Origin of the sequence: Comamonas thiooxydans (assembly GCF_000964545.1) — a bacterium.
GTDB classification, from domain to species: Bacteria; Pseudomonadota; Gammaproteobacteria; order Burkholderiales; family Burkholderiaceae_C; genus Comamonas; species Comamonas thiooxydans.
On the sequence record NZ_BBVD01000026.1, the window covers coordinates 1 to 25,472 of the forward strand.

The following is a 25,472-nucleotide window of genomic DNA, read 5'->3' on the forward strand; positions in this document are numbered from 1 at the left end:
ACATCCGTTTCATGAGCCCGAACGTCAGCAATGCAGCGACTGCTGCCGCTAACGCCCGTCATGCATTCATTTCGTTAATGGACAGGCAGACAACCTTGGTCTACCTTTGGACTGCTCCAGTGCGATAGGCAACTCTAAGCTTCATGCTCGAGCACCCTCAAATTTCCGTGGTTGTCCAAACCTTCATCGCTTGGAGAGCAAGTCAACAAAGCTATGAATTGCTCGGCAGGCAGCGCTTTCGCATAGAGCCACCCTTGGCCAAACTGGACACCTGCATTTTTGAGATAAGTCTCCTGCTCACGTGTCTCGACGCCCTCTGCAATCATGGCCAACTTCAATTCATGCGCCATGCCGATAATGTGGCGCGTGACAATGTTTTGTGCAGCGTCGTGACCAATTGCATCGACGAAAGATTTGTCGATTTTCAATGCATCTAACGGTAGTCCGTCAAGGAGTGCAAGGCTTGAATAGCCTGTTCCGAAATCGTCGACCGCAATCCTGAACCCTGCGTCTCTAGCGGCCGCGATTGTCTTCCTTGCAGCTGGAACATTCATAAAGCTACGCTCCGTCACTTCAAGCCAGATCTGCGATGGATCAATTCCAGCCTTTGCGGTGGCCGCGGTAAGTCCAAGCAGAAATTGCGCACTCTCTATATCGTGAACCGAGATGTTGATGGAGACATGTAGATCCGACTTACTGCGGAGCAATGTCCCCATTTCGCTCGTAACGGTCTCGACCACCAAATTAGTCAACGAAGAGATCAGGCCACTCGCCTCTGCCAGAGGGATGAATTGATCGGGCGGCACCAGCCGACCACCTTGCTGCTGCCAGCGCACTAGCGCCTCAGCTGCGATGCACCGCCGAGTCGAGAGTTCAATGATCGGCTGATAATGAACAACGAATTCGCGGTTCCGTATTGCCTGCTCCAGTGTCTTTGCAGGGGAAAGCTGTAATCTTGAGACCCAGACGATAAATCCAATAAGAGTGAACGAAATTCCACCGCCGACTAGCAGGATGTAACGCCAGTCCACAGAGGTTTTGTATCGGGCATGTTCACGGTCTATGAGTGCAAAGGCAACCAGATCATCATTGACTGCATGTGTCGCATACACATATCGGGAGCTCGTTACGAAAGGTTCGCCAGAGATCAGTGCCTTGATGATTTGCGAATCAGCAGATCCAGAAACTTCCAGTACATGCCCCTGGTTGGTCGCCAGACCTAGCGTCGTGTCGGGATGCCCAACCAAGTCGGTAAACCGCCCAGGCATGATGAGCACCCCGTAGTCGCCGCGACGCAGTTCAATTCGTGGTTTGCCTTTAAACAGTATGGGCTGCTCGGCAAAGTGAAGTGAATATTCGTCGCCGAGATCCAAATCTCCAGCGTGTGCCCTAGCGGGCGGGGAGATCACGCCTAATCGTGTGCAGACCAATTGTCCGCTTCTGAAATAGCCAACGTCCTCAATGCTATGTGCATCTACGGCAACCTGGCCCATTTGACCCATGTGCTCTGGTGAGCAGTCCGCCCCGTCTATCGCTTGAGCGCGGACGAGTGCCTGCTTTGCATTCTCCAATGTTCGTTCACCCCGGAGTGCTGTATAGGATGCGCGGTCATTGACGTAGAGTTGCAGCGTCTCGTTAGCGTTGTCTTGGTCAATCGCTAACATGGCGACTAACGGCAGGGTGCTGGCGAGAATTGCAAACAAGGTGGCAGCACTAATAACTATCCATCTTCTCATGCGATCTAGCTATACAGAGGGTTCCAAATTAACCCATTGATGCTCTGCGCATGACTATTAACATGCACACATAGTGGGCGCTTTAATGGTTGTTGCTCCCAGCATTTAAACTCAAAAATCTTCCCGCTCGCCTTTAGAACAAGAATTTTGTAATGGCTTTTTCCATAATTCCATGATCAAAAATTCAGATTTCTTGTGTAAGAAACTCATTGATCGGAAAAAATGATCAGTGGAATGTCTTTGTTTTTTGCTGCATGCGTCATCCAACCGATCCAACAGAAATCGGAGGCAGCGATCATAGGCTTGCCAGATCTCAGCAGCTGCAAGTGGTTTGAAGCCGACACTAGCAATCGTTGGCTGGAATTCCGCTTCTGGCCGAAGCCGGGCCTAGCTACTGGTGAGTACAGCACCGCAAAGCTGACCTTCGGGGGTGCGCCTTGAGCGTCCGGCTCAGGACAGGCAGTCAACGGGTGCAGGGCCGTCGCCAGTCGGCCAGGAGCAGCCGTTCGCGAAGGCTGCTTGGCCGACTGCTTCAAGCTGAGAGCTGACGTAGGGGCTTCAACATCGAAGGTCGGCGGCGATCAACAGCTGAACTTGATGGTCTCTGGCTGCAATCTCCAAGAATCGGCATTCAAGGATTTCCGCAGCCCTTGTCGGCGACCACCCCGATCCGGCCCCTTGACGACGAATCACCGTGCCTTCAGGCAAAATCCAGAGGATCGGGGCAAGCCTGGCGTCAGGTCTGCCGGGAAGCCCACCTTGAAGAATGGAACAGCATCAATGGCACTGACGAAGAAGGGCGAGTTCATGTACGGGACGACGTCCGGCGACACCCAAGCCGAGCTGCGCAGCTACAGCGTTGCGAATCGCCATGAGGCCGTCCGGTTTGCCTCGTCCAAATGCAATTGCGGGTGCCGGACTTTTGCGCTCCAGACTGATGAAGAAGCAGGCGTGGCAATCCGCACCTGCACCGACTGCGGGCAGAGACACCTGATGGGCGACAGCGCGGACTACGTTGAAGAGGCCGCCCCCGAGGCGCACGAGTGCGTGTGCGAGAACGAGGTGTTCGAGCTGATGTCCGGCGTCTCCGTGTACGAGGGCACACATGACGTGCGCTGGTACTACATCGCTTGCCACTGCGTGGAATGCAATTTGGTTGGGGTCTTCGCAGACTGGAAGTGTGAAGCGGGTGATGCGGCGGCTTTCCTAGCCAAGGTATGAGCGCGTGCCCTCCGCAGAGATCCTGCTCGCAGGCTCGAGCGGCCGAGTAGTGTCATGAGATGGCCCGGCGGACTTGGCTGTATCAATGACGGCAATCGCTGCATAGCGAAAGTAGATGTGTGAAGTAGCTTTTGCAGTCGTTAGGGCTCTGCTCGGTCTGCGACGGAACATATCAACGCGGACATTTCCCTGTTTGTTAATTTCCACGCAGAACTGACCTGCAGGGGATGCTGTCGATGCTGGCCGGATCGATGCCTGTTTTCTGCAGTGCAAGTCGGCACAACAATGAATTGGCCGCGAAGGCGAGCATCGCCACCGCAGCGAGAGCGTTTGCAAGGAGGTGCGGCCAGCACGCGTGTCAACCATGGCTCATTACGATGATGGCAGACCAAGACAGCAGCGCGATACCTAGCGGCTTGCTGAGACGCCGGCCCCAGGGGATGTTCTTTTCGATCGCCATCATGGCCGCGAGCAGGAGCATCCAGCCGAGGCTGCCGGTACCGAGCGCAAACATCAACAGCATCAGCGCCCAGCAGCAGCCGACGCAAAACAGGCCGTGGTGAGCGCCAAGCGCGAACGCCTGCCGCGCTGGGTGCTCACCCCCATGCCAGTGCTCGATCACGAAGCTCAAGGGTGTGCGACACTTTTCCAGGCATTGGTACTTGAGCTTGCTAAATTGAAAAACACCGGCCAAGGCAATGGTCGCCGCACCCAGCAGCCAGCCATGCCAAGCCAGCGTGGGTACGCTGGAGAGCAAAGACAGCACCGCAGAGTGAAGTGCGTGTGCCAGCAGCCCGAAGCCCCCCCATACCGCCATATAGCCCAGGCCGAGCAGCATGCAGAGGCGCCCATGGTCCGTGCGCCCGGTCGTCAACCGATCAAAGGCGTTGAACAGCGGCAAGGTGGTGGGTAGCATCATGGCCGCCGTCATCAGGATCCAGGCAACGGCGTAAAGCGCCATGGGTACGACCACATCGCCGGCGGGAACGACACGGCACAGAAACGCTGCCGGCCCTTCCGCCGTCCAGTCACCGTGTTCGAGATAGCGACCGTAAGGGCTGCGCGCCCAAGCCCACAACGTCACCCAGGCAAGCACCACCAGTGCTGCCAAGACCGGCAAGAACACGCGACGGTGACGGGTGGCCCTGGTCAGCGTAGGGCTTGCCTGCGGCGTCATTGGGAAGTCTCCGCGCTTGTGCTCCGATCGCTACTCGCCTTGGATTGACCCGGCGGCTCAGGCGTCGAAGACAAAGGTGCTCTGCAGGGCGTTGTGGTTCTTGATATCGAGGTCGATGGCGAGGGCGGCGTTTTTTGATCGGTAGGTCGGAGCCTTGCCCACAAAAACCGGTGCCCCGGGTACCGTCGAGAACACGGTATCGGAAAGCGTGGTCTGCCTATCCATGGCCCCACGATACGGCTCGAGTTCAGCGAAGTAGTCCTTGCCGATCTCCAACTGGCCCTTACCCTCCTTGACCGTGAAGCGGATGGGTGCTCGCTCCACGGATACCACCTCGCCGATCAGCTTGGCGAGATCGGCGACCGGCCCCCCGGCTTGGCCGGTGTAGACCTTGAGCAGCGCTTCCTCTTGTGCCTTGGAGGCCTGGTCGTCGACAAAAATCGCGGCCCTCCAGTTGCCTTCCAGGATATTGCCGGGAACATGGGCTACGGCAGCGATGGTATTGCCGCCCACGTCAACACCATCCACGTTTCCCTTGTCTATGCGCCAAGCGACGATGGTGTCGCAAGTGCCGTAGTCCGGGTCCTCGCCAATCCAGCAAGGGCACAGGACCTTACAGTTACAAACCTCGAGCAGGCGACCTTCCAAGTGATAGCTCATACGAACCTCCATGGGAGCCACAGGAACACGCACTTGTCGTCTTGGCTCGCGGCGGCAAGATGAACAATAATTCTGCGCAGCGTGGCGGATCAGGTCAAACTCGATGACGTGCCAATTGCGAGGTTATTGGGTTATTCAACCTCGGAGGCGAATGAGCACTTCGGCGTTGGCAATCTGCAGCGTCATTGAAAGACGGCCCGTGGGCGACAACGTGAGCTTGGTGTGCGCCCTGACAGCAGTCATTCGACTTGTGATCAGGAAATCGTTCGACAGGCCACTATCGGCGGCCAGCACGAAGCGGTGCTCTCGGCCAGAAGCAGACCTCTAACTTAAGGGCAGAATTTCGGCCATGAGCAACGACTTTAATGAAGAGCTGCCATGGGACGCGACCCTTGCGAACACGCTCCCTGGGCAATTGGTTCTCGTTGGACTTGCCTACTTTGACGTGGGTGCCGAGGAGCCTTTCGAGCAGCAACAACTGTTCGGTCGCGTCGTCCATGCCGATGAGCGCAAGGGAATTCTTTTATCACTGGAAGGCCAGCGAGCCGGCGAGCAGTTCCACCTGCCTCCCGATACGCGTTCGTTTCGAAAGGCTGAGCTCGGCGAGTACCGGCTTCGGACCACTGGCGAAGTAGTGGTGAACCCGGACTTCACGGTGACGTTCTCGATTCAGAAGCAAGCGAAGACTCGGCGCGACAACTGAAGACGGCCAGAAGCGGACTCCGACTAACGACGGCCATGAGGTGACGGAGAATCTGCGCATTGTGAACATGAATCGTTTACTTAGTGAAAGAGACAACACCGTGTCCAACATACGAGAGCTGCTGCGGAACCTAAAATCCTTGCCCGGCCCATATAAGCCTTTCGACATCACGCTTGCGCCCGCCAACCCCGAAGTCCTTTTCGTCGAATGGCTACAGATGGCCATCGACGCTGGAATCCGAGAGCCGCACTCGATGACCTTGTCCACCGTGGATGCTGACGGACATCCCGATGCGCGTGTCTTAATCCTCAAAAATGTAGATGACCACGGTTGGCACTTCGCCATCACACGCAGCAGCCCCAAGGGCCACCAAATTTCCTACAAGTCCAATGTGGCACTGACCTTTTATTGGCCTGCACTTGGACGTCAAATCCGCATTCGTGGTGTTGCGCACGACATGGGTCCTCAAGCTCAAGCAGCCGATTTCTTGGCGCGACCACATGGCTCTCGTGCCGGAGCTCTACTCGGTCGGCAAAGTGATGTTCTGGACTCTGATAGGGAATTTGAAGATGGGTTGGCCAAACAACTGGAGCGGCTTGAAGAGAACCCGCAACTCATCTCGCCCGAATGGGTTGTCTATGCTGTGCGGCCTGACACCATTGAGTTCTGGCAAGGTCATGAACAGCGACGCCACATACGTCTGCGCTACAGACGCGACGGCGCTGTCTGGACAACCGAGCGCCTATGGCCGTAATGTTACGTAGCTCGGAGCGGGCGGCGGTTGGCTGGCTGCTCTTCGGCGGTCAATTCGCTAGGGCGACGGTCAGCATAGGGTCGTTTACGGACTTGGGTTGTGCCGAGGCTCGCATAAGGCTTTGCGCCAATCCCATGGCGCGATTGGCTCGGCCTCTCGTCAAAGTCCAACTTTTCGAGCCTTGGCCTCTTGCCCTGCAAACTCGTGTTGCCCGCGCTCCTGCGGTGACTGTTCGCGGGCATATGCGCGATACCAGCAGCAAGCAAGCGCGTTCTTGTGCAAGGTGCCGTCTTTAAAATCAAAGACTTAGGTGATTTTGATGCCGTCAACTGCAGAAAGCAGGACTGATGGTATCGACGAGGCAGATGGTATGGGCGACGCTCGGCGCCATGCAAAGTGCCATCGAAACCCGCCGACTTCGCAAGACCGGCTAGTTCCAGATAGGACTAGATGGAAATGAAAAAAGCCCGTGAAAACACGGGCTTCCATGAGAAAAGAGTCTAAAGCTTGCGTGTCAGTTCACGACAGCGCTTTATTCCCACTCGATGGTTGCTGGTGGCTTGGTGCTCACGTCATAGGTGACGCGGTTGATGCCGCGCACTTCGTTGATGATGCGGCCGGAGACCTTCTTGAGCAGGCCGTAGGGCAGCTCGGCCCAGTCGGCAGTCATGAAGTCGCTGGTGACCACGGCGCGCAGGGCCACGACGTAGTCGTAGGTGCGGCCGTCGCCCATCACGCCCACGCTCTTGACGGGCAGGAACACGGTGAAGGCCTGGCTGGTCAGGTCGTACCAGCTCTTGCCGGTCTTTTCGTCGATCCAGTTGTTCAGCTCTTCGATGAAGATGGCATCTGCGCGACGCAGCAGGTCGGCATATTCCTTCTTCACTTCACCCAGAATGCGCACGCCCAGGCCGGGGCCGGGGAAGGGGTGGCGGTAGACCATGCCGCGGGGCAGGCCCAGGGCCACGCCCAGTTCGCGCACTTCGTCCTTGAACAGGTCGCGCAGGGGCTCCAGCAGCTTCAGGCCCAGTTGCTCGGGCAGGCCGCCGACGTTGTGGTGGCTCTTGATGGTGACGGCCTTCTTGCTCTTGGCGCCGCCGGACTCGATCACGTCGGGGTAGATGGTGCCCTGGGCCAGGAAGGTTGCACCCTTGGAGCCGGCGTTGGCTGCCTTGAGCTTTTCGGCTTCGGCCTTGAATACGTCCACGAACAGGCGGCCGATGATCTTGCGCTTTTGCTCGGGCTCGGACACGCCGGCCAGCTCGCCCAGGAACAGGGCGGAGGCATCGACGCGCACGACCTTGGCGTGCAGCTTGCCTTCGAACATGTCCATGACCATATCGCCTTCGTTCAGGCGCAGCAGGCCGTGATCGACGAACACGCAGGTCAGCTGGTCGCCGATGGCGCGGTGGATCAGGGCTGCAGCCACGGACGAATCCACGCCGCCGGACAGGCCCAGGATCACTTCTTCATCGCCCACCTGCTCGCGGATCTTGGCCACGGCTTCTTCGATGTAGTCGCCCATGATCCAGTCAGCTTGCGTGCCGCAGATGTCGAGCACAAAGCGGTTGAGCAGTGCCTGGCCCTGCACGGTGTGCGTGACTTCGGGGTGGAACTGCACGGCGTAGTAGCGACGTGCTTCGTCGGCCATGCCGGCGATGGGGCAGGACGGCGTGGAGGCCATGACCTTGAAGCCTGGAGGCAGTTCGGTGACCTTGTCGCCGTGGCTCATCCAGACCTTGAGCATGCCGTGGCCTTCGGCCGTGGCGAAGTCTTCGATGCCTTCCAGCAGCTTGGTGTGGCCATGGGCGCGCACTTCGGCGTAACCGAATTCACGGGTGTTGGAGCCTTCGACCTTGCCGCCCAGCTGGGTGGCCATGGTCTGCATGCCGTAGCAAATGCCCAGCACGGGCAGGTTCAGCTCGAACACGGCGTCGGGAGCGCGGTCGTCCACTTCGTAGACGGAGGCATGGCTGCCGGACAGGATGATGCCCTTGAGCTTGCCGTCGGCGGCAAACTCGCGCACCCAGTCGCTGCTCACATCGCAGGGGTGAACTTCGCAGTAGACATTGGCTTCGCGCACGCGGCGAGCAATCAGCTGCGTGACCTGGGAGCCGAAGTCCAGAATAAGAATCTTGTCGTGTTGCATGGTGATCAAGGGCAAGAGGGTGGCAAAAAAGGATTAGAAATCTTCGGGAGCCCAGACGGTGACGCCGCTTTTGCGGGCGGCCGCGATCTGGGCTGCATCGAATGTGGCCAGTGGCAGGCGCAGCGACTGCGCCAGCCACAGGTATGCGGCATCGTAGGTGGGCAGGCCGGTGTCCAGTGCCACATCCAGCACGGCCTTGTGCTGTGCAGGAGCCAGGTCGTGCAGCTCCACGCGGTGGCGAATGGCTTCCAGCACGCCCCACAGGCCTTCGACCGAAGTCTGTGGAATACGGCCATTATTGACGCCCGATGCAATCAGGTTGCCGCATTCCCACTGCCAGAGGTTGGGGGCTTGCGGGTCCACTTCATCGCGGCGGATACGGGTGTAGAGGCGTCTGGTGTGCTCGCTGGCGTCGTCAGGCAGCAACCAGGCGGCGGTGACGGATGCATCGAGCACAAAAGCGGTGGCGCTCATGCCTGGCTCCGTCCTGTGTGGCGCAAACCGGTGATGCTGTTCGCCGCCGGGTTTGTGGCTGCTTGAGCTTTCACTGTCTGCTGCAGGGCCGAGATCTGCTCCAGCTCGCGGGCAATCTGTTCATCGGTGATCACGGGCTTGCGGCGCATGGGCAGCATGCGCACGACTTCTTTGCCATGGCGCGTGATGCGAACTTCTTCGCCTTGCTCGACCATTTCGACCAGGGCGGAAAAGCGGCTTTTGGCTTCGTAGATACCGATAGATTGCATGGTGGAAAACAAAAAATCTGGCTAGAACCAGTAGTTCAGGCCAGATTTTAGCATTCTGACCAGATTTTTCAATCTGGTCAGATTTCAAGGGACTTGCTTAGTCAGCGCGGTAGTTGGGCGCTTCCTTGGTGATCTGCACGTCATGCACGTGAGATTCGCGAATGCCGGCTGCGGTGATTTCCACAAACTCGGCCTTTTCATTCATCTCGGAGATCGTGGCGCAACCGCAGTAGCCCATGGAGGCGCGCACGCCGCCAGCCATCTGATAGACGATGGAGACCATGGAGCCCTTGTAGGGGACGCGGCCTTCGATGCCTTCGGGAACCAGCTTGTCGGCATTGGGGTTGCCGGTGGAGGATTCCTGGAAGTAACGGTCGGCAGAGCCTTGCTGCATGGCACCGATGGAGCCCATGCCGCGGTAGCTCTTGTACGAGCGGCCCTGGTACAGAATCACTTCGCCAGGAGCTTCTTCGGTGCCGGCAAACATGCCGCCCATCATGATGGTGGAGGCGCCAGCGGCCAGGGCCTTGGAGATGTCGCCGGAGAAGCGGATGCCGCCGTCACCGATCAGGGGCACGCCGGAGCCCTTCAGGGCGTCGGCCACATTGGAGATGGCCATGATCTGGGGCACGCCCACACCGGCCACGATACGGGTGGTGCAGATGGAGCCAGGGCCGATACCGACCTTGACCGCGTCGGCACCGGCTTCCACCAGAGCCAGGGCGGCAGCGCCGGTGGCAATATTGCCGCCGATGACGTCCACCTGGGGGTAGTTCTGCTTGATCCAGCGAACGCGATCGATCACGCCCTTGGAGTGGCCGTGAGCCGTGTCCACCACGATCGCGTCCACGCCGGCCTTGACCAGCAGTTCCACGCGCTCTTCGGTGCCAGCGCCCACGCCGACAGCGGCAGCCACGCGAAGGCGGCCCGATGCGTCACGCGCGGCATTGGGGAAGGTGGTTTGCTTGTTGATGTCCTTGACAGTGATCAGGCCCTTGAGTTCAAAGGCGTCGTTCACCACCAGGATTCGTTCGAGCTTGTGCTTGTTCAGCAGTGCCTTGGCTTCGGCGGGGCTGGTGCCGTCTTTTTCATTGACGGTGATCAGCTTTTCGCGGGGCGTCATGATCTGGCTGACCTTGACGTCGTAGCGGGTCTCGAAGCGCAGATCGCGGCTGGTCACGATGCCGACCACCTTGCCGCCGTCGCACACGGGGAAGCCCGAAATGCCGCGTTCTTCCGACAGCTGCAGCACTTGCAGCACGGTGTGTTCGGGGGTGATGACCACAGGGTCGTGCACCACACCGGATTCGTGGCGCTTGACCTTGGACACTTCAGCGGCTTGCTGCTCGGCTGTCATGTTCTTGTGGATCACGCCGATACCGCCTTCTTGCGCAATGGCGATGGCCAGACGCGCTTCTGTCACCGTGTCCATGGCGGCAGACACCAGGGGCAGGTTCAGGCGGATATTGCGAGTGAATTGGGTGGCGAGGGAAACGTCCTTGGGCAGGACTTCGGAGTAGGCGGGAACGAGCAGGACGTCGTCAAAGGTCAGTGCTTTTCCGAGAAGGCGCATGTGATGGCTCCAAAAGAAAGATTGTACCTGTGACTTGCCGCACAATGTGGGCTCGTGACCCAGAATCCCCAACGCCAGTCCAAGACTTATTGACTCCATGCACGCCATCAAGTTCGCTTTGTTTGCAGCCATTGCCTGCTGCACGGTCCCCGCAATCGCCCAGTGGCAATGGATTGATGGTCAGGGGCGCAAAGTGTTCAGCGACAGGGCTCCGCCGACCGATATCCCTGCCAAGAATATTTTGCGCAGCCCCGGCGGAGCCAGGCCCGCAGCACCTTCTGCGGTGCCGGAGGTCGGCGCGGCCAAGCCCGTGGCGGACGCCGGTGTGGACAAGGGGCTGGAAGAGCAAAAGCGCAAGATGCAGGAGCAGGAAGCAGCCAAGACCCAGGCTGACAGACTGCAGAAGGAAAGGCAGCGACAGGACAACTGCAATCGTGCCAGGCAGGCCAAGACAACCCTGGCGTCGGGCCGCTTGCTCTCTCATGTGAATGCCAAGGGCGAGCGTGGTTTCATGGATGAGGCCGCACGCGATGCCGAGATCAAGCGCGCCGATGCCGTGATCGCCTCCGATTGCGGGCCCATGGCCGAGCCGGCGCAGTAGTCGCCGGAGTCTTCGCCGGGATCTCGATAAAAAAGCGCCTTCTGAAGGCGCTTTTTTTGAGTCCTGTTGGTTAGTAACCCGCCTTGGCTCCGTCTCTCTGACGCTTGAAAAGTCCGGCGCTGCGCGCGCCCTGGCGGGCAAAGCGTTCGCGTCGGGCAACCTTGGGGTCTACGGTCAGCGGGCGATAGACCTCCAGACGATCGCCATGTTTGAGAACCTGGCCCGGATTCGCGACCTTGCCCCAGATACCGACCATGCCGGCCAAGGGTTCGGGCAGTGGCAGGTTCGGCAATGCTGTTGAAGCGATCACGGCGTCCAGCGCCTGCTGGACGGTGCTGCCTGCGGGAAGCTGCAACAAGGCTTCCTGTACCGTACCGGAGCAGGGCGATATGCAGACCATGATGTCGATCACCTCCGGCAGTGCATCAGCCATAGATTTGCTCGGCTCGCTTGATGAAGGCGTCGACCATGGAGCCTGCGATGCGGTCGAAGACCGGGCCGATGATGGCGGCAACGGCACCGTTCTCGAAGCCGTAGTCCAGCTGCAACTCGACCTTGCAGGCTCGCTGCGTGCCGTCGCCTACAGGATGAAAGCGCCAGTGGCCTTCAAGACGCGAGAAAGGTCCCTTGATCAGACGCATGCTGACCTGCTTGCCGCCGTCATCCATGCTACTGTTCGTGTTGCGCGTCACGAAAGACTTGCGCAGTCCGCTGAACGCAATACCCACCTCGGCTGTCATGCCTGTGTCGTCCTGCTCCAGAATCTTGGCATGATCGCACCAGGGCAGAAAGTCGGCATAGTGGGCCACGTCCGTCACGAGGGCAAACATTTCTTCGGGGCTGTACCAGATGAGGACGGACTTGTTGACGTTTTTCATGAACAAAGAGCAATCAGCAGGGCGCAAGAGCAGGGAATTGGCCTAGGCCAATGCACCCAGAGGCGCGATGCGAAACTAAAATCATCGCTCAGAGGCGAGACGGCAATCCAGTATTGTAGGGAGAGCTTTCATCTCCGGTCCGCCTGCAACTAATATTCCATGGCCAAGAAACCAGAAACATCGTCGCGCATTGCCGACAATAAAAAAGCAGCTTTCAACTATTTCTTCGAGGAGCGCCACGAAGCCGGCATGGTGCTGCACGGCTGGGAGGTCAAGGCCCTGCGCAGCGGCAAGGTGCAGCTCACCGATGGCTATGTGCTGATCAAGGACGGCGAGCTGTTCCTGCTGGGCTGCCAGATCAACCCGCTCAAGACGGCTTCCACCCACGTCAATCCCGACTCGGCACGTATCAAGAAGCTGCTCTTGAAAAAGGACGAGATCAAGCGCCTCGTCGGTAAGGTCGAGCAAAAGGGCTATACCCTGGTGCCCATCAATCTGCATTGGAAGAACGGTTACGTGAAATGCGAGATCGCCCTGGCCAAGGGCAAGGCCGAGCATGACAAGCGCGACGTGATCAAGGACCGCGAAGGCAAGCGCGAGGTGGAGCGCGCCATGAAAAACCGCAACCGTTGACCTGCCGCGCCTGAATCGATCTTCCGCACTGACACAGTTCTGACATCAAGGCCCGCTATGTTGGGCCTTGCTTTACTGACATATCGCAGCAAGGAGTTTGGTCATGGGCACTTGGTCGCACGGCAATTTCGATAACGACACCGCATTGGACTGGCTGGCGGATATCACGGGCCAGCTCATCGATGAAATTGCCGAGGCCCTGGACTCGCCCGAGGCCTTGCAGGCGGGCGAGTCTGAGTCCGATCTGGTTCCCTGCCGTATCGAGCTGCTGTGCGCCATGGCCGAGGGCGGCATGCATCCGCTATGGCCGGATCTGCAGACGCTGGAGCAATGGAAAGCCACTTATCTGCAGGCCTGGGACCAGAGCATCGACGAGCTGGAGCCCGAAGAGGGCTACAAGCAGGACCGTCGCATCGCGATCATCGAGACCTTCGATCGCATGATCGCGCTGGCTGCAGCAGAAGAGGAAGAGGGCGCGGACGAAGACTGGGGCGAAGAGTAAGCCCGCCAGTCACCCAGGACGCCTGCCCCGGGCTTGCCGCGTCGCGGCTGCCTCAAGGGTTTTCGCCGTAGCGGGTCTTGAAATCGAACTCCAGGCGTTCGCAGTCCTGAGGGGCTTTGAACTCCTGGGTCTTGCGCTCGGCCTCGGGCTTGGCCGTCTGTTTCCAGCAGACCTTGATGGTTTCTGCCTCCGTCCAGCGCTGCTTGCTGAGCGGATCGTCCATGAACTGGCCGATGAGCATGAGCGCGCCAAAGATGATCACGGGCAGGGCAATGAGCCAGACGACCAGGCGGTTTTTGGCGGGGGCAGCGGGCTTGGAGGTCTCGGTTTGGGGTGTATCGCTCATAGTGGTTGCCGATTATCCGCAAGCCGATGATGAAGACATTAATGCAACGCATGAAAATTCATGATCGCTGTTATCGGCACAAGGCCGCGCGGGTATGTAGCCGCAAACCTATAATGTTCGGCTGATTTGCCTGTCTGCGCAGCTCCTGAAAAAGCAGCGCCGGGCCGTACTGATCGCAGGCGTCATGCAGGCGTCTTCATACCAAACACCATGAGTACACCCACTTTTTCCGTTGCGGACATCCGCAAGACGTTCCTGGATTTCTACGCTTCCAAGGGCCACACGGTTGTCGCGTCCAGCTCGCTGGTTCCCGGCAACGATCCGACGCTGATGTTCACCAACTCCGGCATGGTGCAGTTCAAGGACGTGTTCCTGGGCACGGACAAGCGCCCCTACAACCGCGCAACTTCGGTGCAGGCCTGCCTGCGCGCCGGCGGCAAGCACAACGACCTGGAAAACGTGGGCTACACCGCGCGCCACCACACGTTCTTCGAAATGCTGGGCAACTGGTCCTTCGGCGACTACTTCAAGAAGGAGTCCATCGAGTGGGGCTGGGAGCTGCTGACCAAGGTCTTCGGTCTGCCTGCCGAGAAGCTGCTGGCCACGGTCTATCACGAAGACGACGAGGCCTATGACATCTGGAAGAACGTCATCGGCCTGCCTGCCGAGCGCATCATCCGCATCGGCGACAACAAGGGCGGCAAGTACAAGAGCGACAACTTCTGGATGATGGCAGACACCGGCCCCTGCGGCCCCTGCTCGGAAATCTTCTACGACCACGGCGAGCACATTGCCGGCGGCCCTCCCGGCAGCCCGGAAGAAGACGGCGACCGCTTCATCGAGATCTGGAACCATGTGTTCATGCAGTTCGACATGAAGGAAGACGGCTCCGTGGTGAAGCTGCCCGCACCTTGCGTGGACACCGGCATGGGCCTGGAGCGCCTGGCTGCCATCCTGCAGCATGTGCACAGCAACTACGAGATCGACCTGTTCCAGGCATTGATCAAGGCTGCCGGCCGTGAAACCCGCACCGAAGATCTGAGCACTCCTTCGCTGAAGGTGATTGCCGACCATATCCGCGCCACTTCCTTCCTGGTGTCCGACGGCGTGATTCCTTCCAACGAAGGTCGCGGCTATGTGCAGCGCCGCATCATCCGCCGCGCCATCCGTCACGGCTACAAGCTGGGCCAGAAGACTCCCTTCTTCCACAAGCTGGTGGCCGACCTGGTGGTGCAGATGGGCGATGCCTATCCCAAGCTCAAGGAGCAGGAAGCGCATATCACCAGCGTGCTCAAGGCCGAGGAAGAGCGCTTCTTCGAGACCCTGGCCAACGGCATGGAAATCCTCGACAGCGCTCTGGCCGGCGATGTCAAGGTGCTGCCTGGTGATGTGGCCTTCAAGCTGCATGACACCTACGGCTTCCCGCTGGACCTGTCCAACGACGTGGCGCGCGAGCGTGGCGTGACGGTGGACGAGGCCGGCTTCAATGCCGCCATGCAGCACCAGAAGGAAACTGCCCGCGCAGCCGGCAAGTTCAAGATGGATCGCGCGCTGGAATACACGGGGGACGCCAATGTGTTCACCGGCTACGACAAGCTGGCCGAGGCTGCCAGGATCGTCGCGCTGTACGCCGATGGCGTGAGCGTGAACGAGCTCCAGGCCGGCCAAAACGGTGTCGTGGTGCTGGACACGACCCCCTTCTACGCCGAATCCGGCGGCCAGGTAGGCGACCAGGGCGTGATTGCCGCAGGCGGCAACCGCTTTGTCGTGGAAGACACGCTCAAGATCAAGGCCGATGTATTCGGCCACCACGGCGTGCTGGAAGCCGGCAGCCTGAAGGTGGGCGATGCCGTTGAAGCACAGGTGGATACCGCCGTGCGCGCTGCGACCATGCGCAATCACTCGGTCACACACATCATGCACAAGGCCTTGCGCGAAGTGCTGGGCGGCCATGTGCAGCAAAAGGGCTCGCTGGTCAACGCCGAGCGCACCCGCTTCGACTTTGCGCACAACGCCCCCGTGACGGCCGAGCAGATCCGCGAGATCGAAGCCCGCGTGAATGCCGAGGTGCTGGCCAACACCGCCACCGACGCTCGCGTGATGGACATCGAAAGCGCCCAGAGGACCGGCGCCATGATGCTGTTCGGCGAGAAGTACGGTGAAACCGTGCGCGTGCTGGATATCGGCTCCAGCCGCGAGCTTTGCGGCGGCACTCACGTCAGCCGTACCGGCGACATCGGCCTGTTCAAGGTGGTGGGCGAATCCGGCGTGGCCGCTGGCGTGCGCCGTATCGAAGGCATTACCGGCGAGAACGCGCTGGCTTATCTGCAATCGCTGGAGTCCACCGTGGACCAGGCTGCAGCCGCTTTCAAGGCCCCTGCAGCCGAGCTGACCAACCGCATCGGCGGTGCGCTGGATCAGATCAAGGCACTGGAAAAGGAAATCGCTGCGCTCAAGGGCAAGCTGGCTTCCAGCCAGGGCGACGAGCTGGCCACGCAGGCCGCCGACGTCAATGGCGTCAAGGTGCTGGCAGCCAAGCTCGAAGGCGCCGATGCCAAGACCTTGCGCGACACCATGGACAAGCTCAAGGACAAGCTGGGCGCGGCCGTGATCGTGCTGGCTGCCGTGGACGGCGACAAGGTGCAGCTGGCTGCAGGCGTGACCAAGGCTGAAACTGCCAAGGTCAAGGCCGGCGAGCTGGTGAACTTTGTGGCCCAGCAAGTGGGCGGCAAGGGCGGTGGCAAGCCCGATATGGCCATGGCCGGCGGCACCGATGCCGCAGCCGTGCCCGCAGCGCTGGCCAGCGTCCAGGCCTGGGTGGCCGAGCGTCTCTGAGCCGAGCGCCTGTAAGGCGAGCGTCAAAAGGCAGCCTAGGCTGCCTTGACCCAAAACAAAACGCTCCTCAATGAGGAGCGTTTTTTATGGCTTGGAGCGAAACCCTTGCGACTGGCGCTGACCAAGATCCGAGATGCCGAGCAAGAGCCGCCTCGCGGCGAAGGCATCGTCCCCCTTCCATAGCGCGAAGCGCGTAGAGAAAAGGGGGAAGGCGCAGAGCGCCTCAGGGGGTATTACTTTTTCCGGAACACCAGGTCCCAGACGCCATGGCCGAGGCGAATGCCGCGGTTCTCGAATTTGGTCAGCGGACGGTAGTCGGGTTTTTCGGCGTAGTTCTCGGCCGTGTTCTGCAGCATGGGTTCTGCGTTCAGCACTTCCAGGATCTGCACCGCATAGGGTTCCCAGTCGGTGGCGCAGTGGATGTAGCCGCCGGGCTTGATGCGAGCAGCCAGCTTGGCGATCAGTGGGCTCTGGATCAGGCGGCGCTTGTTGTGCTTTTTCTTGTGCCAGGGGTCGGGGAAGAAGATGTGCACGCCGTCGATCGAGGCTTCGGGCAGCATGTTGTCGATGACTTCCACGGCATCGTGCTGGAGGATGCGGATGTTCTCGATCTCCTGCTCGCCAATGCGCTTGAGCAGCGCGCCCACGCCGGGCTCGTGCACTTCGCAGCACAGGAAATTATCGTCGGGGCGCACGCGGGCGATATGGGCGGTGGCTTCACCCATGCCGAAGCCGATCTCCAGAATCAGCTTGCCGTCGCGGCCATAGGCGGCAGCGGCGTCCAGAGGAGCCTTCTGGTATTGCAGCAGGAAGCGCGGACCCAGTTCTTCAAAAGCCTTGGCCTGGCCCGTGGTGGTGCGGCCGGCGCGGCGTACATAGCTTTTGATGGTCTTGGGATAGGCCACGCCTTCGGGCGCCTGGCCTTGGGATGCTGCGGATGCGTCAGCGGCTGGCACGTTTTCGGCCATATCGGTGGTAGGTGTTGGATTTGAAGAAGTCACGGGGCGATATTGTAGGTTTGGCGCCAGCACCGGACCCAGAAGTCCAGCGCCAAAGGCAAGGCGCTTGCGGGGCTTTCGCTGCTGGAGGATGCGGCTGCGGGCGCTTGTGGCAGGCCGAGCTGCTGCGCCGCGCCAGAAAGCACGGTCAGCGGCTGGCTGACATCCACGGCGGGTGCGCCATGCTGTTTGGAGAGCTTTTCTCCGTTTTCCATGCAGACCAGCGGCGTGTGCAGATAGCGCGGCTGGGTCAGACCCAGGGCGTGTTGCAGCGCGATCTGGCGAGGGGTGTTGTCGGCCAGGTCTTCGCCGCGCACCACATCGGTGATGGCTTGCTCGGCATCGTCGACGACCACGGCCAGCTGGTAGGCCCAGAGCCCGTCCGCTCGGCGCAGCACAAAGTCGCCCACGCTGGCGAGCAGGTTTTGCTGCTGGGCGCCCAGACGTTGGTCCTGCCAGTGCAGCATGGGGCGCTTGCTTTCCAGGCAAGAGTGCCCGATTGCTATGCTTTGCGTAGCTGCTTGCGCTTGTTGGTAAGGTGTTTCGGGTTGATTCTCTTGTAAGTCATGTACCTGCTGCTCCAGCGCAAAGCGCCAGGCTCTGGCAGGCTTGCCTTGCAGGCCATGACGGCAGGTGCCGGGGTAGGGCCGCTCCACATGGCGCTCGTGAGTCAGTCCCTGTGCCAGCCAGGCGGCTTCGATGTCCTTGCGCGTGCAGCCGCAGGGGTAGGCCATTTTTTGCGCCTGCAGCTGTTGCAGCGCTTTTTCATAGAGTGCATGGCGCTGCGACTGCCAGACCACGGGGGCATCGGAGTGCAGGCCGCAGGCGGCCAGTTGGCGCAGGATTTCATGGTCGGCACCAACCTGGCAGCGTGGCGGATCGATGTCTTCGATGCGAATCAGCCAGCGTCCGTGGTGGGCGCGTGCATCCAGCCAGCTGGCCAGTGCCGCGACCAGAGAGCCGGCATGCAGCGGCCCGGTGGGAGAGGGCGCAAAGCGCCCGATATATGGCCCCGTGCAGGGAGCGCTGGAGGAGGGACGGGAGAGGGCCGCAGTCATGAGGGACGCCATCTTACGCCCCTTGACTGCGCGCAGTTGGCTCAGGCCAGGGCCAGCCCCATTTCCAGACCCGAGACAAAAGCGTCTTCCACCCGCATGCCTATGCACCAGTCCCCGCACAGGCTCAGGCCGACCGAGGGGTCGTGGCTGAACGGCCTGCCCAGGGGCGCCAGCGTCTGGGCATGCTGCCAGAGGTAGACGCTGGCATGGCGCGGCGCAACGCGGATGCCCGTGATCTCGCCGAAGGCCTTTTGCAGCTTGGCAAGCACGCGCGTGGCGTCGTCGTGGCGGTGCTCGTTGGACCACAGCGGGTTGGCATGAATCGTCCAGCGCTCGGTCTGGGCGCGGCCGGGTTTGGAGGACTCGCGGGCCACCCAGGCAACGCGCTCATGCGTGCTGCGTGCGGCATTCCACTGCGGGCCCAGTGTGGTCAGTCCGGCCTGCGCGGCCATGGGGTAGGACAGCGTCATGGCCCAGCAGGGGGCCATTTCCACAGGGGCCAGGGTCCTGGCCAGGGCCGCCCCCTGCGGTGCGGTCTGCAGCAGCTGCGCGGCCACGGGCGCCGGCACGGCCAGCACCACGGCATCGAAGTCGGCAGCAATCTGCGGGCCGTGGTCTTCGGTATCCAGCATCAGGGACCATTGGTGGCGGCTGTGGTTGCTGCCGCTGGCAATGTGGTGGCTCATGGCGCGCAGGGACTGGCCCAGATGCAGGCGTCCGGCATCCCATAGCGGCGCTGCCCAGGCCAGTGGCAGCGATTGCATATCGGGCATGCCGACCCAGTGGGTCTCGCGCACCGGCGTGTGCTTGTCGACTCTGCGGCCCTGGGCGTTGCGGGTCTGCACGCTGTTCAGGCTCCAGGCGCGCAGATTGCCGGGCGTGGTGTCCAGCACTTGCTGAAAGCGCGGGTCGCGTACGGTGAAGAACTGGGCCCCGATGTCAAAGCTGCCGTAGGGGCCGCTGACCGAGCGCATGCGTCCGCCGGCCTGGGTCAGGCGCTCATAGACATGGACGTCGTGCCCGGCCTGCATCAGCGTGCGGGCACAGGCCAGACCTGCAATGCCCGCGCCGATGACGGCAATGCGCTTGGCACCGGTATGCGGGGAAGGGGAAGAAGCGGAGGCAGTTGCGGACGCGCGAGTGCGGGAAGCATTCATGAAAAAGCCTTTTCGACACCGTTTGAGTTCTAGCGTAGCAGCTATCCAAAAGATAGCAAGTGCTGCTTGTGCTGAATTGTTGCAGCGCAACTCACTCTACACCTCCCGCGTGATGGCTGCGACGCGCAGCAGCTTATTGACGGTGATGGTTTTCCATAAGCGCCTTGCGCGTGGCGGGGCTTTCCAGTTGCGTCAGCCACCACTGGAGGGCACGTCCAGGCGTGCGGTGGGCGGGGCCGGGCCATGCATAGTGCAGGCGCAGATTGCGACTGGCGCGCTGCACCTGTCTTGTGACCAGCAGGCCGGCATCCAGATAGGCCTGCACCATGCCGCGTGGCAGAAAGCCGGCGCCAATGCCGCGTATCTGGGCCTCCAGCTTGGCCTGCATGCTGTCCACGGTGAGCACGTCCTGGCCGTTGACCAGGCCAAAGCTGGTGTTGGTGCGCACGCCGGAGTCGGCCACGGCCACCATGCGATGGCGCAGCAGCAACTCGTCGGACAGCGGCTCGTCGAGTCTGGCCAGAGGGTGGTGCGGCGCGACGGCGAAGACGAAATCAATCTCCCCGATTTCGCGCGTCTGCAGCTCTGAGACATTGCTGGTGTTGACCGCCACGCCAATGGCCAGATCGGCATGGCCGCTGGTCAGCACTTCCAGCGTGCCATTGAGAATGCCGTCACGCAGCTTGAGTGTCGTGGGCGGAGTCAGCGCATAAAAGGCTTCGACCAGCTCGAAGATGGGCGTGCGGGCCACGGCCCCGTCGATGACGATGGTCAGCTGCGGCTCCCAGCCCGTGGCCACGCGCTTGACGCGGTGCGCCACGGCATCGATCTCCTGCAGCAGGCGGGCGCCTTCGCGCAGCAGGGCCTGGCCGGCCTCCGTGGCCTGGGCATGGCGCGAGCTGCGGTCAAACAGCAGCACATCGAGCGCATCTTCAATCTGGCGCACGCGGTAGGTCAGCGCACTGGGCACCAGGCCCAGGGAGCGCGCAGCGGCGGCAAAGCTGCCGGTTTCGGCAATGGCCTGCAGCATGGCCAGGCTGTCGGGGGTGAGCACATCGCGGGAGCTGGGCATGGTGAGATTGATGATTCAAACAGTTTGAATGATGCCATCAACGCCGTTCAGCCACAGCCTGGCAGGTGACTTCTACAGTAGAGCCCATAGAGACAGTCACTTGAACGAAAGGAAGCACACCATGATGACTCTGCGCAAATCCCAGGAACGCGGCTACGCCGACCACGGCTGGCTCAAGTCCTATCACAGCTTTTCGTTTGCCGGTTACTACGACCCGCGCCATATGGGGTTCGGCAATCTGCGCGTGATCAACGAAGACCGGATTGCCCCCGGCACAGGCTTTGGCTCGCACGGCCACCGCGATATGGAAATCATCAGCTATGTGCTCGAAGGTGCGCTCTCGCACAAGGACAGCATGGGCAATGAAACTCCCATCCTGCCTGGAGAGGTGCAGCGCATGAGCGCGGGCTCCGGGGTGGTGCACAGCGAGCAGAACTATGCCAAGGAGCAGACCACGCACTTTCTGCAGATCTGGCTGCTGCCCGCACGGACGGGTATCGAGCCAGGCTATGCCCAGAAGACATTCAGCGAGGCGCAAAAGCGTGGACGTCTGTGTCTGGTGGCTTCACCTGACGGTGCCGAGGGATCTGTTCCCATGAATGCCGATGCACGCTTGTATGCCGGTCTGTTCGATGCAGAAGAGGCTGCCGATGTGGCCTTGCCAGCCGGTCGCAAGACCTATGTGCACCTGGTGCGTGGCGAGCTGGACGTGAATGGACAAAAGCTGACAAGCGGCGACGCTGCACTTATTGAAAATGAGGAGCGCCTGCGCCTTGCCAATGGCCGGGCTGCGGAAGTTCTGGTGTTTGACCTGGAACCTTGAGTCTGACGATTTCAAGGCTTGTACTGATATGAACCAACGCGGCCCTGGGTCGCAATGACTGGAGTTTAAATGTTGAATCAATTGCGAAATCCTCTGGACCTGGTGGGCCGTGTGCTGATTGCCCTGCTGTTTCTGCCAGCAGGCATTCAGAAAATCAGTGGCTTTGCGGGCACCGTGGGTTATGCCGCATCGGCGGGCATGCCCATGCCTCAGGTAGCGGTGGCGGTGGGCCTGGTGATCGAGATCGTGGGCGGTCTGGCCATATTGCTGGGTTGGCACACGCGCTGCGCGGCCTTGATCCTGGGATTTTTCACGCTGATCGCCAGCTTCTTCTTCCATAACTTCTGGGGCGTGCCCGCAGAGGCCGCCATGATGCAGCAGTTGCTGTTCTGGAAGAACATCGCCGTGGTCGGGGGCCTGCTTGGCTACGCCGCCCATGGGGCAGGCGCCTGGAGCGTGGACGGCCGCAAAGGCTGAAGCATGAAGAGCACAAGCTGAAAGTGCGCAAGCGGTCATAGCTTTGATAAGCTAGCGCGCTCTCGCAAGACAAGGCCCGCCGGGTGTCAATCCGGCGGGCCTTTATTTGGTACAGATACAGGATGGCGCGGCGGATGGCCGCGCCGATGCAAGCAGGAAAGAAGAAATCATGAGCAATATCGTTGTGGTCTACCACTCCGGCTACGGCCATACCCAGCGCATGGCGCAATCCGTGGCCCAGGGCGCGGGCGCACAGTTGCTGGCCATCGACGCCGATGGCAATCTGCCCGAGGGCGGCTGGGAGCAGTTGGCCGCGGCCGATGCCATTGTCTTCGGCGCGCCGACCTATATGGCCGCTCCGAGCTGGCAATTCAAGAAATTTGCCGATGCCTCGTCCAAGGCCTGGTTTGCCCAGGCCTGGAAGGACAAGCTGTTTGCCGGCTTTACCAACAGCGCGAGCGTGCAGGGCGACAAGCAGGTCACGCTCGATTATTTCTATCACCTCGCCATGCAGCATGGCGGCGTGTGGGTGGGACTGGGCCTGCTGCCTTCGAATACCAAGGCCGCCCAGCGCAACGATGTGAACTGGATGGGCAGTTTCTGTGGTGCCATGGCGCAGTCACCCTCTGATTCATCGGCCGGCGAGATGGCCGGCGGTGATCTGGAAACCGCACGCCAGTTTGGCGAGCGCGTGGCCAAGGCTGCAGCACGCTGGGCCAGATAAGCGTTCGGCTAAGTTGGGTGCTATCCAATTCAAAGCGGCTAGCGCTGGTCCTGCAGGGGTTTCAGAGATGAATGTTTCTGAAACTTAGACTGAGCCAGCGCTAGCCGCTTAGTTTTTGATAGTAGCGTTGAGCGCCATCTTGGCGCTTCTTACTCCGCGTCTTGTTCCATCAGATGCTTTTTGATGGGGCGGGGGTGAACCAGCTCGGTGCGCGACAGATCGGTGCCCAGCGAGTCGCGACCGTCAAAGACGAAGCAGCCGCCGTCGTAGAACTTGCCGTCGGTCTCCTCGAAATATTTGAGGATGCCGCCTTCGAGCTGGTAGACGTTTTCGATGCCTTCGTCCTGCATGAGGATGGCGGCCTTTTCGCAGCGGATGCCGCCAGTGCAATAGCTGACCACGGTCTTGCCGGCGAATTCGTCCTTGTGCTGGCGCAGTGCGGGCGGGAATTCGGTGAACTTGCTCAGGCGCCAGTCGATCGTGCCGGCAAACGCGCCTTCGTCCACTTCGTAGTCGTTGCGCGTGTCCAGCGTCACCACCTCGCGGCCCTCGTCGTCATGGCCTTGCTCCAGCCAGCGGCGCAGCGTGGCCGGGCTGACCGATGGCGCACGGCCATGGGCGGGTCGAATGGCGGGATGATCCATGCGGATGATCTCGTTCTTGACCTTGACCAGCATTTTGCGAAAGGGCACGGTCTCGGACCAGCTTTCCTTGGGAGCCAGGTCGGCAAAACGCGGGTCTTGCTTCAGCTGGTCCACAAAATTGCGCACAGCCTGGGCAGGGCCGGCCAGGAAAAAGTTGATGCCTTCTTCGGCCAGCAGCACCGTGCCCTTGAGGCTCAGGTCATGTGCACGCTCCAGCAGCGTCTGGCGCAGCTGGTCGGCGTCGGGCAGGGGCGTGAATTTGTAGCAGGAGATGTTGAGTATGTCGGCCACGTCGATATCCGGGGGCGGCCGCGCGGCTGCTGCATCGACGGTGATGCAGCTCAGACCGGGGCCGTCAGCTCTGCCTTGATTTTATTGGACAGCTGTGCCACTGCGAGGGATGCGGGTGCTCCGGGCATGGCCTGCAGCAGCAACTGGCGGCGCATCACGGCCTCGCGCACGGCGGAGTCGACCGGAATATCGCCCCAGTGGGTCAACTGCAGCGGCTGGCCGGACTCGGTGGTCACGAAGCGGTTGAGCACCTGCTGCAACTGGCCCGTGATGGCGCGGCCATCGCCGGGGCGTTGCGCCTGGTTGATGACCAGACGGATCTGCTGGCGCTTTTGCTGCAGGGCCAGCACCTTGATGGCAGCGTAGGCATCGGTCAGCGAAGTGGGCTCGGGCGTGGCCACGACCAGCACTTCGGTTGCCAGAGAGACGGAGAACAGCACCACATCCGAGATGCCGGCACCGGTGTCGAGCAGGATGATGTCGTAGCGCGGGCGCAGCAACTCCACCGTGCGCATGAACTGGGAACGAATCTCGGGGGTCAGGCGCGAGTACTCGATCATGCCCGAGCCGGCCAGCAGCACGGAATAGCCGCCCGGCGTGGTCAGAATGGCATCTTCCAGCGTGGAGCGACCCGTGAACACATCGTGCAGCGTGACCTTGGGGTAGAGGTTGAGCACCACATCCAGATTGGCCAGGCCCAGGTCCGCGTCCAATACCAGCACGCTGAAGCCATGACGCGTCAGCGCAGCAGCCAGATTGGCCGAGACGAAAGTCTTGCCGACACCGCCTTTGCCGCTGGTGACGGCAATGATGTGGGCCTGCTTGTTGCGGCCAGGCGCCCGCAGGGCATCTTCCATGGATATATGAGCGGGCAAAGTAGGGTGAGGGGCCAAGGTGTCCATCGTCTCAAGGCGTTATGACCTGGCTTGCGGCGTCGGTGTTTACGTCTGGTGCTGTATTGTCAGAGACATTTTCCTCTAACGAAGCGGCAGGCAAAGGGCTGAAAAGCAGGCTTTTTTCCTCGGCACTCACCGTACTGTCGGGCGGATCCTCCACGCAGACGCAGTTGCGTCCCGCCGATTTGGCCAGGTAGAGCTGGCGATCGGCACGCTCGGTCCACAGTTGCGCCGTGCTGCGAATCCATTGCTGGGCGTAGACCCCGCCGATACTCACAGTGACCTGCAGCGACTGGCCCGAGGACAAAGCGATGGAGTTGCTTTCGATGGCCTGGCGCAGGCGCTCGGCGACCGCACGGCCCTGATGCGCAGGGCACACCGGAAGCACTATGGCGAATTCTTCACCACCGAAGCGCGCCAGGGTGTCCATGGGGCGAATGATTTCGGACAGGGTCTGTGCCACGGATTGCAACACCATATCGCCGGCGATATGACCGTGCTCGTCGTTGATCTGCTTGAAATGGTCGATGTCCAGCATCAGCAGCAGTGCGGTTTCTCCGGAGCGGGCCACGCGGTCGATTTCGCGCTCGATCACGGAGCGGAAATGGCGTCGGTTGGCCAGCCCCGTGAGGGGGTCGCGCAAAGACAGTGCGCACAAGCCATCAATGAGTGCTTGCAGGTAATGGGTGGGAGTGTCAGTGGGCAGACGGTTATCGCTACCGCCCGCGCGAGTCACCAGATTGTGTGCGGTGGCAAGGCGCAGATCGCGCAAAAACACGGATTGGTGGGGGGCGGATGAAGTCACGACAAACTATCAATGA

General features: G+C 60.8%; 27 protein-coding genes. 10 read left to right on the forward strand and 17 right to left on the reverse strand.

Annotated features, from left to right (window positions below):
- Nucleotides 1-134: 134 nt before the first annotated feature.
- Nucleotides 135-1,703 (reverse strand): EAL domain-containing protein, encoded by a 1,569-nt coding sequence (locus tag Cth01_RS23100; RefSeq protein ID WP_169749777.1) that lies wholly within the window; start codon nucleotides 1,701-1,703, stop codon nucleotides 135-137.
- Nucleotides 1,704-2,516: 813 nt separating this feature from the next.
- On the opposite strand from Cth01_RS23100, the gene Cth01_RS23105 reads away from it, so the two are divergent.
- A complete protein-coding gene (locus tag Cth01_RS23105) occupies nucleotides 2,517-2,957 on the forward strand; it encodes a hypothetical protein (RefSeq protein ID WP_034355577.1) in 441 nt (146 codons plus the stop codon).
- Between the two features lie 358 nt (nucleotides 2,958-3,315).
- Here Cth01_RS23105 and Cth01_RS23115 read toward each other — a convergent pair whose 3' ends face one another.
- The gene (locus Cth01_RS23115) at nucleotides 3,316-4,134 is read right to left on the reverse strand and encodes a DUF2182 domain-containing protein (RefSeq protein WP_034355575.1); all 819 of its coding nucleotides are present in this window, start codon (nucleotides 4,132-4,134) and stop codon (nucleotides 3,316-3,318) included.
- 57 nt (nucleotides 4,135-4,191) lie between these two features.
- The gene (locus Cth01_RS23120; RefSeq protein WP_034355609.1) at nucleotides 4,192-4,794 is read right to left on the reverse strand and encodes a DUF1326 domain-containing protein; all 603 of its coding nucleotides are present in this window, start codon (nucleotides 4,792-4,794) and stop codon (nucleotides 4,192-4,194) included.
- Between the two features lie 349 nt (nucleotides 4,795-5,143).
- Between Cth01_RS23120 and Cth01_RS23125 the strand changes: the two genes are divergently transcribed.
- Nucleotides 5,144-5,497, forward strand: coding sequence for a hypothetical protein (locus tag Cth01_RS23125; RefSeq protein WP_045840537.1), 354 nt, complete (start codon nucleotides 5,144-5,146; stop codon nucleotides 5,495-5,497).
- 67 nt (nucleotides 5,498-5,564) lie between these two features.
- Nucleotides 5,565-6,251 carry a pyridoxine/pyridoxamine 5'-phosphate oxidase gene (locus tag Cth01_RS23130; protein ID WP_034390401.1) on the forward strand — a complete coding sequence of 229 codons (687 nt, stop codon included), beginning with the start codon at nucleotides 5,565-5,567 and terminating at the stop codon, nucleotides 6,249-6,251.
- 532 nt (nucleotides 6,252-6,783) lie between these two features.
- On the opposite strand, the gene guaA is transcribed toward Cth01_RS23130, so the two are convergent.
- The 4 genes from guaA to guaB all read right to left on the reverse strand — a co-directional run bounded on the left by guaA (nucleotide 6,784) and on the right by guaB (nucleotide 10,716).
- On the reverse strand, nucleotides 6,784-8,400 hold the full coding sequence (gene guaA, locus Cth01_RS23135; RefSeq protein ID WP_003064855.1) for a glutamine-hydrolyzing GMP synthase: 1,617 nt from the start codon (nucleotides 8,398-8,400) through the stop codon (nucleotides 6,784-6,786).
- Nucleotides 8,401-8,433: 33 nt separating this feature from the next.
- Nucleotides 8,434-8,874 carry a type II toxin-antitoxin system VapC family toxin gene (locus Cth01_RS23140; protein WP_003064858.1) on the reverse strand — a complete coding sequence of 147 codons (441 nt, stop codon included), beginning with the start codon at nucleotides 8,872-8,874 and terminating at the stop codon, nucleotides 8,434-8,436.
- Nucleotides 8,871-9,143: a type II toxin-antitoxin system Phd/YefM family antitoxin gene (locus Cth01_RS23145; protein WP_034355606.1), complete on the reverse strand. Its 273-nt coding sequence runs from the start codon at nucleotides 9,141-9,143 to the stop codon at nucleotides 8,871-8,873. The genes Cth01_RS23140 and Cth01_RS23145 overlap by 4 nt, the downstream gene beginning before the upstream one ends.
- A 97-nt stretch (nucleotides 9,144-9,240) precedes the next feature.
- The gene (gene guaB / locus Cth01_RS23150) at nucleotides 9,241-10,716 is read right to left on the reverse strand and encodes an IMP dehydrogenase (protein ID WP_045840538.1); all 1,476 of its coding nucleotides are present in this window, start codon (nucleotides 10,714-10,716) and stop codon (nucleotides 9,241-9,243) included.
- Nucleotides 10,717-10,813: 97 nt separating this feature from the next.
- Here guaB and Cth01_RS23155 point away from each other — a divergent pair, with 97 nt between their 5' ends.
- Complete coding sequence (locus Cth01_RS23155; RefSeq protein ID WP_034355566.1) at nucleotides 10,814-11,317, forward strand: DUF4124 domain-containing protein; 504 nt, start codon at nucleotides 10,814-10,816, stop codon at nucleotides 11,315-11,317.
- Between the two features lie 70 nt (nucleotides 11,318-11,387).
- Here Cth01_RS23155 and Cth01_RS23160 read toward each other — a convergent pair whose 3' ends face one another.
- Both Cth01_RS23160 and Cth01_RS23165 read right to left on the reverse strand, forming a co-directional pair.
- Nucleotides 11,388-11,750, reverse strand: coding sequence for an RnfH family protein (locus Cth01_RS23160; protein WP_045840539.1), 363 nt, complete (start codon nucleotides 11,748-11,750; stop codon nucleotides 11,388-11,390).
- Nucleotides 11,743-12,195 carry a type II toxin-antitoxin system RatA family toxin gene (locus Cth01_RS23165; RefSeq protein WP_045840540.1) on the reverse strand — a complete coding sequence of 151 codons (453 nt, stop codon included), beginning with the start codon at nucleotides 12,193-12,195 and terminating at the stop codon, nucleotides 11,743-11,745. Before Cth01_RS23165 ends, Cth01_RS23160 begins: the two co-directional genes overlap by 8 nt.
- Before the next feature lie 159 nt (nucleotides 12,196-12,354).
- On the opposite strand from Cth01_RS23165, the gene smpB reads away from it, so the two are divergent.
- On the forward strand, nucleotides 12,355-12,828 hold the full coding sequence (gene smpB, locus Cth01_RS23170) for an SsrA-binding protein SmpB (RefSeq protein WP_003054725.1): 474 nt from the start codon (nucleotides 12,355-12,357) through the stop codon (nucleotides 12,826-12,828).
- Between the two features lie 103 nt (nucleotides 12,829-12,931).
- A complete protein-coding gene (locus tag Cth01_RS23175; protein ID WP_003064869.1) occupies nucleotides 12,932-13,330 on the forward strand; it encodes a DUF4259 domain-containing protein in 399 nt (132 codons plus the stop codon).
- Between the two features lie 52 nt (nucleotides 13,331-13,382).
- On the opposite strand, the gene Cth01_RS23180 is transcribed toward Cth01_RS23175, so the two are convergent.
- Nucleotides 13,383-13,676 (reverse strand): hypothetical protein, encoded by a 294-nt coding sequence (locus Cth01_RS23180; RefSeq protein ID WP_045840541.1) that lies wholly within the window; start codon nucleotides 13,674-13,676, stop codon nucleotides 13,383-13,385.
- Nucleotides 13,677-13,886: 210 nt separating this feature from the next.
- Between Cth01_RS23180 and alaS the strand changes: the two genes are divergently transcribed.
- Nucleotides 13,887-16,511, forward strand: a complete 2,625-nt coding sequence (gene alaS / locus Cth01_RS23185; RefSeq protein WP_045840542.1) for an alanine--tRNA ligase — start codon at nucleotides 13,887-13,889, stop codon at nucleotides 16,509-16,511.
- 233 nt (nucleotides 16,512-16,744) lie between these two features.
- On the opposite strand, the gene trmB is transcribed toward alaS, so the two are convergent.
- The 4 genes from trmB to Cth01_RS23205 all read right to left on the reverse strand — a co-directional run bounded on the left by trmB (nucleotide 16,745) and on the right by Cth01_RS23205 (nucleotide 20,796).
- Entirely contained in the window at nucleotides 16,745-17,479 is a 735-nt protein-coding gene (trmB, locus tag Cth01_RS23190) for a tRNA (guanosine(46)-N7)-methyltransferase TrmB (protein ID WP_003074922.1), read from the reverse strand.
- A gap of 29 nt (nucleotides 17,480-17,508) precedes the next feature.
- Entirely contained in the window at nucleotides 17,509-18,567 is a 1,059-nt protein-coding gene (gluQRS, locus tag Cth01_RS23195; RefSeq protein ID WP_045840543.1) for a tRNA glutamyl-Q(34) synthetase GluQRS, read from the reverse strand.
- Nucleotides 18,568-18,608: 41 nt separating this feature from the next.
- A complete protein-coding gene (locus Cth01_RS23200; protein WP_034379415.1) occupies nucleotides 18,609-19,724 on the reverse strand; it encodes an NAD(P)/FAD-dependent oxidoreductase in 1,116 nt (371 codons plus the stop codon).
- A gap of 133 nt (nucleotides 19,725-19,857) precedes the next feature.
- Nucleotides 19,858-20,796, reverse strand: a complete 939-nt coding sequence (locus Cth01_RS23205) for a LysR family transcriptional regulator (protein ID WP_034410166.1) — start codon at nucleotides 20,794-20,796, stop codon at nucleotides 19,858-19,860.
- Between the two features lie 121 nt (nucleotides 20,797-20,917).
- On the opposite strand from Cth01_RS23205, the gene Cth01_RS23210 reads away from it, so the two are divergent.
- From Cth01_RS23210 to Cth01_RS23220, 3 genes are all read left to right on the forward strand, one after another.
- On the forward strand, nucleotides 20,918-21,619 hold the full coding sequence (locus tag Cth01_RS23210; RefSeq protein WP_003064881.1) for a pirin family protein: 702 nt from the start codon (nucleotides 20,918-20,920) through the stop codon (nucleotides 21,617-21,619).
- A 69-nt stretch (nucleotides 21,620-21,688) separates the two neighbouring features.
- The gene (locus Cth01_RS23215) at nucleotides 21,689-22,096 is read left to right on the forward strand and encodes a DoxX family protein (RefSeq protein ID WP_012838442.1); all 408 of its coding nucleotides are present in this window, start codon (nucleotides 21,689-21,691) and stop codon (nucleotides 22,094-22,096) included.
- A 169-nt stretch (nucleotides 22,097-22,265) separates the two neighbouring features.
- On the forward strand, nucleotides 22,266-22,820 hold the full coding sequence (locus Cth01_RS23220) for a flavodoxin family protein (protein WP_034355547.1): 555 nt from the start codon (nucleotides 22,266-22,268) through the stop codon (nucleotides 22,818-22,820).
- Between the two features lie 149 nt (nucleotides 22,821-22,969).
- On the opposite strand, the gene Cth01_RS23225 is transcribed toward Cth01_RS23220, so the two are convergent.
- From Cth01_RS23225 to Cth01_RS23235, 3 genes are read right to left on the reverse strand one after another with little or no spacing between them, the layout of a single operon-like run.
- The gene (locus Cth01_RS23225; RefSeq protein ID WP_045840544.1) at nucleotides 22,970-23,755 is read right to left on the reverse strand and encodes a sulfurtransferase; all 786 of its coding nucleotides are present in this window, start codon (nucleotides 23,753-23,755) and stop codon (nucleotides 22,970-22,972) included.
- Between the two features lie 50 nt (nucleotides 23,756-23,805).
- Nucleotides 23,806-24,657 (reverse strand): MinD/ParA family protein, encoded by an 852-nt coding sequence (locus Cth01_RS23230; protein ID WP_012838439.1) that lies wholly within the window; start codon nucleotides 24,655-24,657, stop codon nucleotides 23,806-23,808.
- A gap of 4 nt (nucleotides 24,658-24,661) precedes the next feature.
- Nucleotides 24,662-25,456 (reverse strand): GGDEF domain-containing protein, encoded by a 795-nt coding sequence (locus tag Cth01_RS23235; protein ID WP_052703456.1) that lies wholly within the window; start codon nucleotides 25,454-25,456, stop codon nucleotides 24,662-24,664.
- Between the last annotated feature and the right edge of the window lie 16 nt (nucleotides 25,457-25,472).

What these genes read in the sequence shown, in the direction of transcription:
- Cth01_RS23105 (WP_034355577.1), top strand. Translation starts at nt 2,517, where the DNA reads ATGGCACTGACGAAGAAGGGCGAGTTCATGTACGGGACGACGTCCGGC.
- Cth01_RS23115 (WP_034355575.1), bottom strand. Translation starts at nt 4,134, where the DNA reads ATGACGCCGCAGGCAAGCCCTACGCTGACCAGGGCCACCCGTCACCGT.
- Cth01_RS23120 (WP_034355609.1), bottom strand. Translation starts at nt 4,794, where the DNA reads ATGAGCTATCACTTGGAAGGTCGCCTGCTCGAGGTTTGTAACTGTAAG.
- Cth01_RS23125 (WP_045840537.1), top strand. Translation starts at nt 5,144, where the DNA reads ATGAGCAACGACTTTAATGAAGAGCTGCCATGGGACGCGACCCTTGCG.
- Cth01_RS23130 (WP_034390401.1), top strand. Translation starts at nt 5,565, where the DNA reads ATGAATCGTTTACTTAGTGAAAGAGACAACACCGTGTCCAACATACGA.
- guaA (WP_003064855.1), bottom strand. Translation starts at nt 8,400, where the DNA reads ATGCAACACGACAAGATTCTTATTCTGGACTTCGGCTCCCAGGTCACG.
- Cth01_RS23140 (WP_003064858.1), bottom strand. Translation starts at nt 8,874, where the DNA reads ATGAGCGCCACCGCTTTTGTGCTCGATGCATCCGTCACCGCCGCCTGG.
- Cth01_RS23145 (WP_034355606.1), bottom strand. Translation starts at nt 9,143, where the DNA reads ATGCAATCTATCGGTATCTACGAAGCCAAAAGCCGCTTTTCCGCCCTG.
- guaB (WP_045840538.1), bottom strand. Translation starts at nt 10,716, where the DNA reads ATGCGCCTTCTCGGAAAAGCACTGACCTTTGACGACGTCCTGCTCGTT.
- Cth01_RS23155 (WP_034355566.1), top strand. Translation starts at nt 10,814, where the DNA reads ATGCACGCCATCAAGTTCGCTTTGTTTGCAGCCATTGCCTGCTGCACG.
- Cth01_RS23160 (WP_045840539.1), bottom strand. Translation starts at nt 11,750, where the DNA reads ATGGCTGATGCACTGCCGGAGGTGATCGACATCATGGTCTGCATATCG.
- Cth01_RS23165 (WP_045840540.1), bottom strand. Translation starts at nt 12,195, where the DNA reads ATGAAAAACGTCAACAAGTCCGTCCTCATCTGGTACAGCCCCGAAGAA.
- smpB (WP_003054725.1), top strand. Translation starts at nt 12,355, where the DNA reads ATGGCCAAGAAACCAGAAACATCGTCGCGCATTGCCGACAATAAAAAA.
- Cth01_RS23175 (WP_003064869.1), top strand. Translation starts at nt 12,932, where the DNA reads ATGGGCACTTGGTCGCACGGCAATTTCGATAACGACACCGCATTGGAC.
- Cth01_RS23180 (WP_045840541.1), bottom strand. Translation starts at nt 13,676, where the DNA reads ATGAGCGATACACCCCAAACCGAGACCTCCAAGCCCGCTGCCCCCGCC.
- alaS (WP_045840542.1), top strand. Translation starts at nt 13,887, where the DNA reads ATGAGTACACCCACTTTTTCCGTTGCGGACATCCGCAAGACGTTCCTG.
- trmB (WP_003074922.1), bottom strand. Translation starts at nt 17,479, where the DNA reads ATGGCCGAAAACGTGCCAGCCGCTGACGCATCCGCAGCATCCCAAGGC.
- gluQRS (WP_045840543.1), bottom strand. Translation starts at nt 18,567, where the DNA reads ATGACTGCGGCCCTCTCCCGTCCCTCCTCCAGCGCTCCCTGCACGGGG.
- Cth01_RS23200 (WP_034379415.1), bottom strand. Translation starts at nt 19,724, where the DNA reads ATGAATGCTTCCCGCACTCGCGCGTCCGCAACTGCCTCCGCTTCTTCC.
- Cth01_RS23205 (WP_034410166.1), bottom strand. Translation starts at nt 20,796, where the DNA reads ATGCCCAGCTCCCGCGATGTGCTCACCCCCGACAGCCTGGCCATGCTG.
- Cth01_RS23210 (WP_003064881.1), top strand. Translation starts at nt 20,918, where the DNA reads ATGATGACTCTGCGCAAATCCCAGGAACGCGGCTACGCCGACCACGGC.
- Cth01_RS23215 (WP_012838442.1), top strand. Translation starts at nt 21,689, where the DNA reads ATGTTGAATCAATTGCGAAATCCTCTGGACCTGGTGGGCCGTGTGCTG.
- Cth01_RS23220 (WP_034355547.1), top strand. Translation starts at nt 22,266, where the DNA reads ATGAGCAATATCGTTGTGGTCTACCACTCCGGCTACGGCCATACCCAG.
- Cth01_RS23230 (WP_012838439.1), bottom strand. Translation starts at nt 24,657, where the DNA reads ATGGACACCTTGGCCCCTCACCCTACTTTGCCCGCTCATATATCCATG.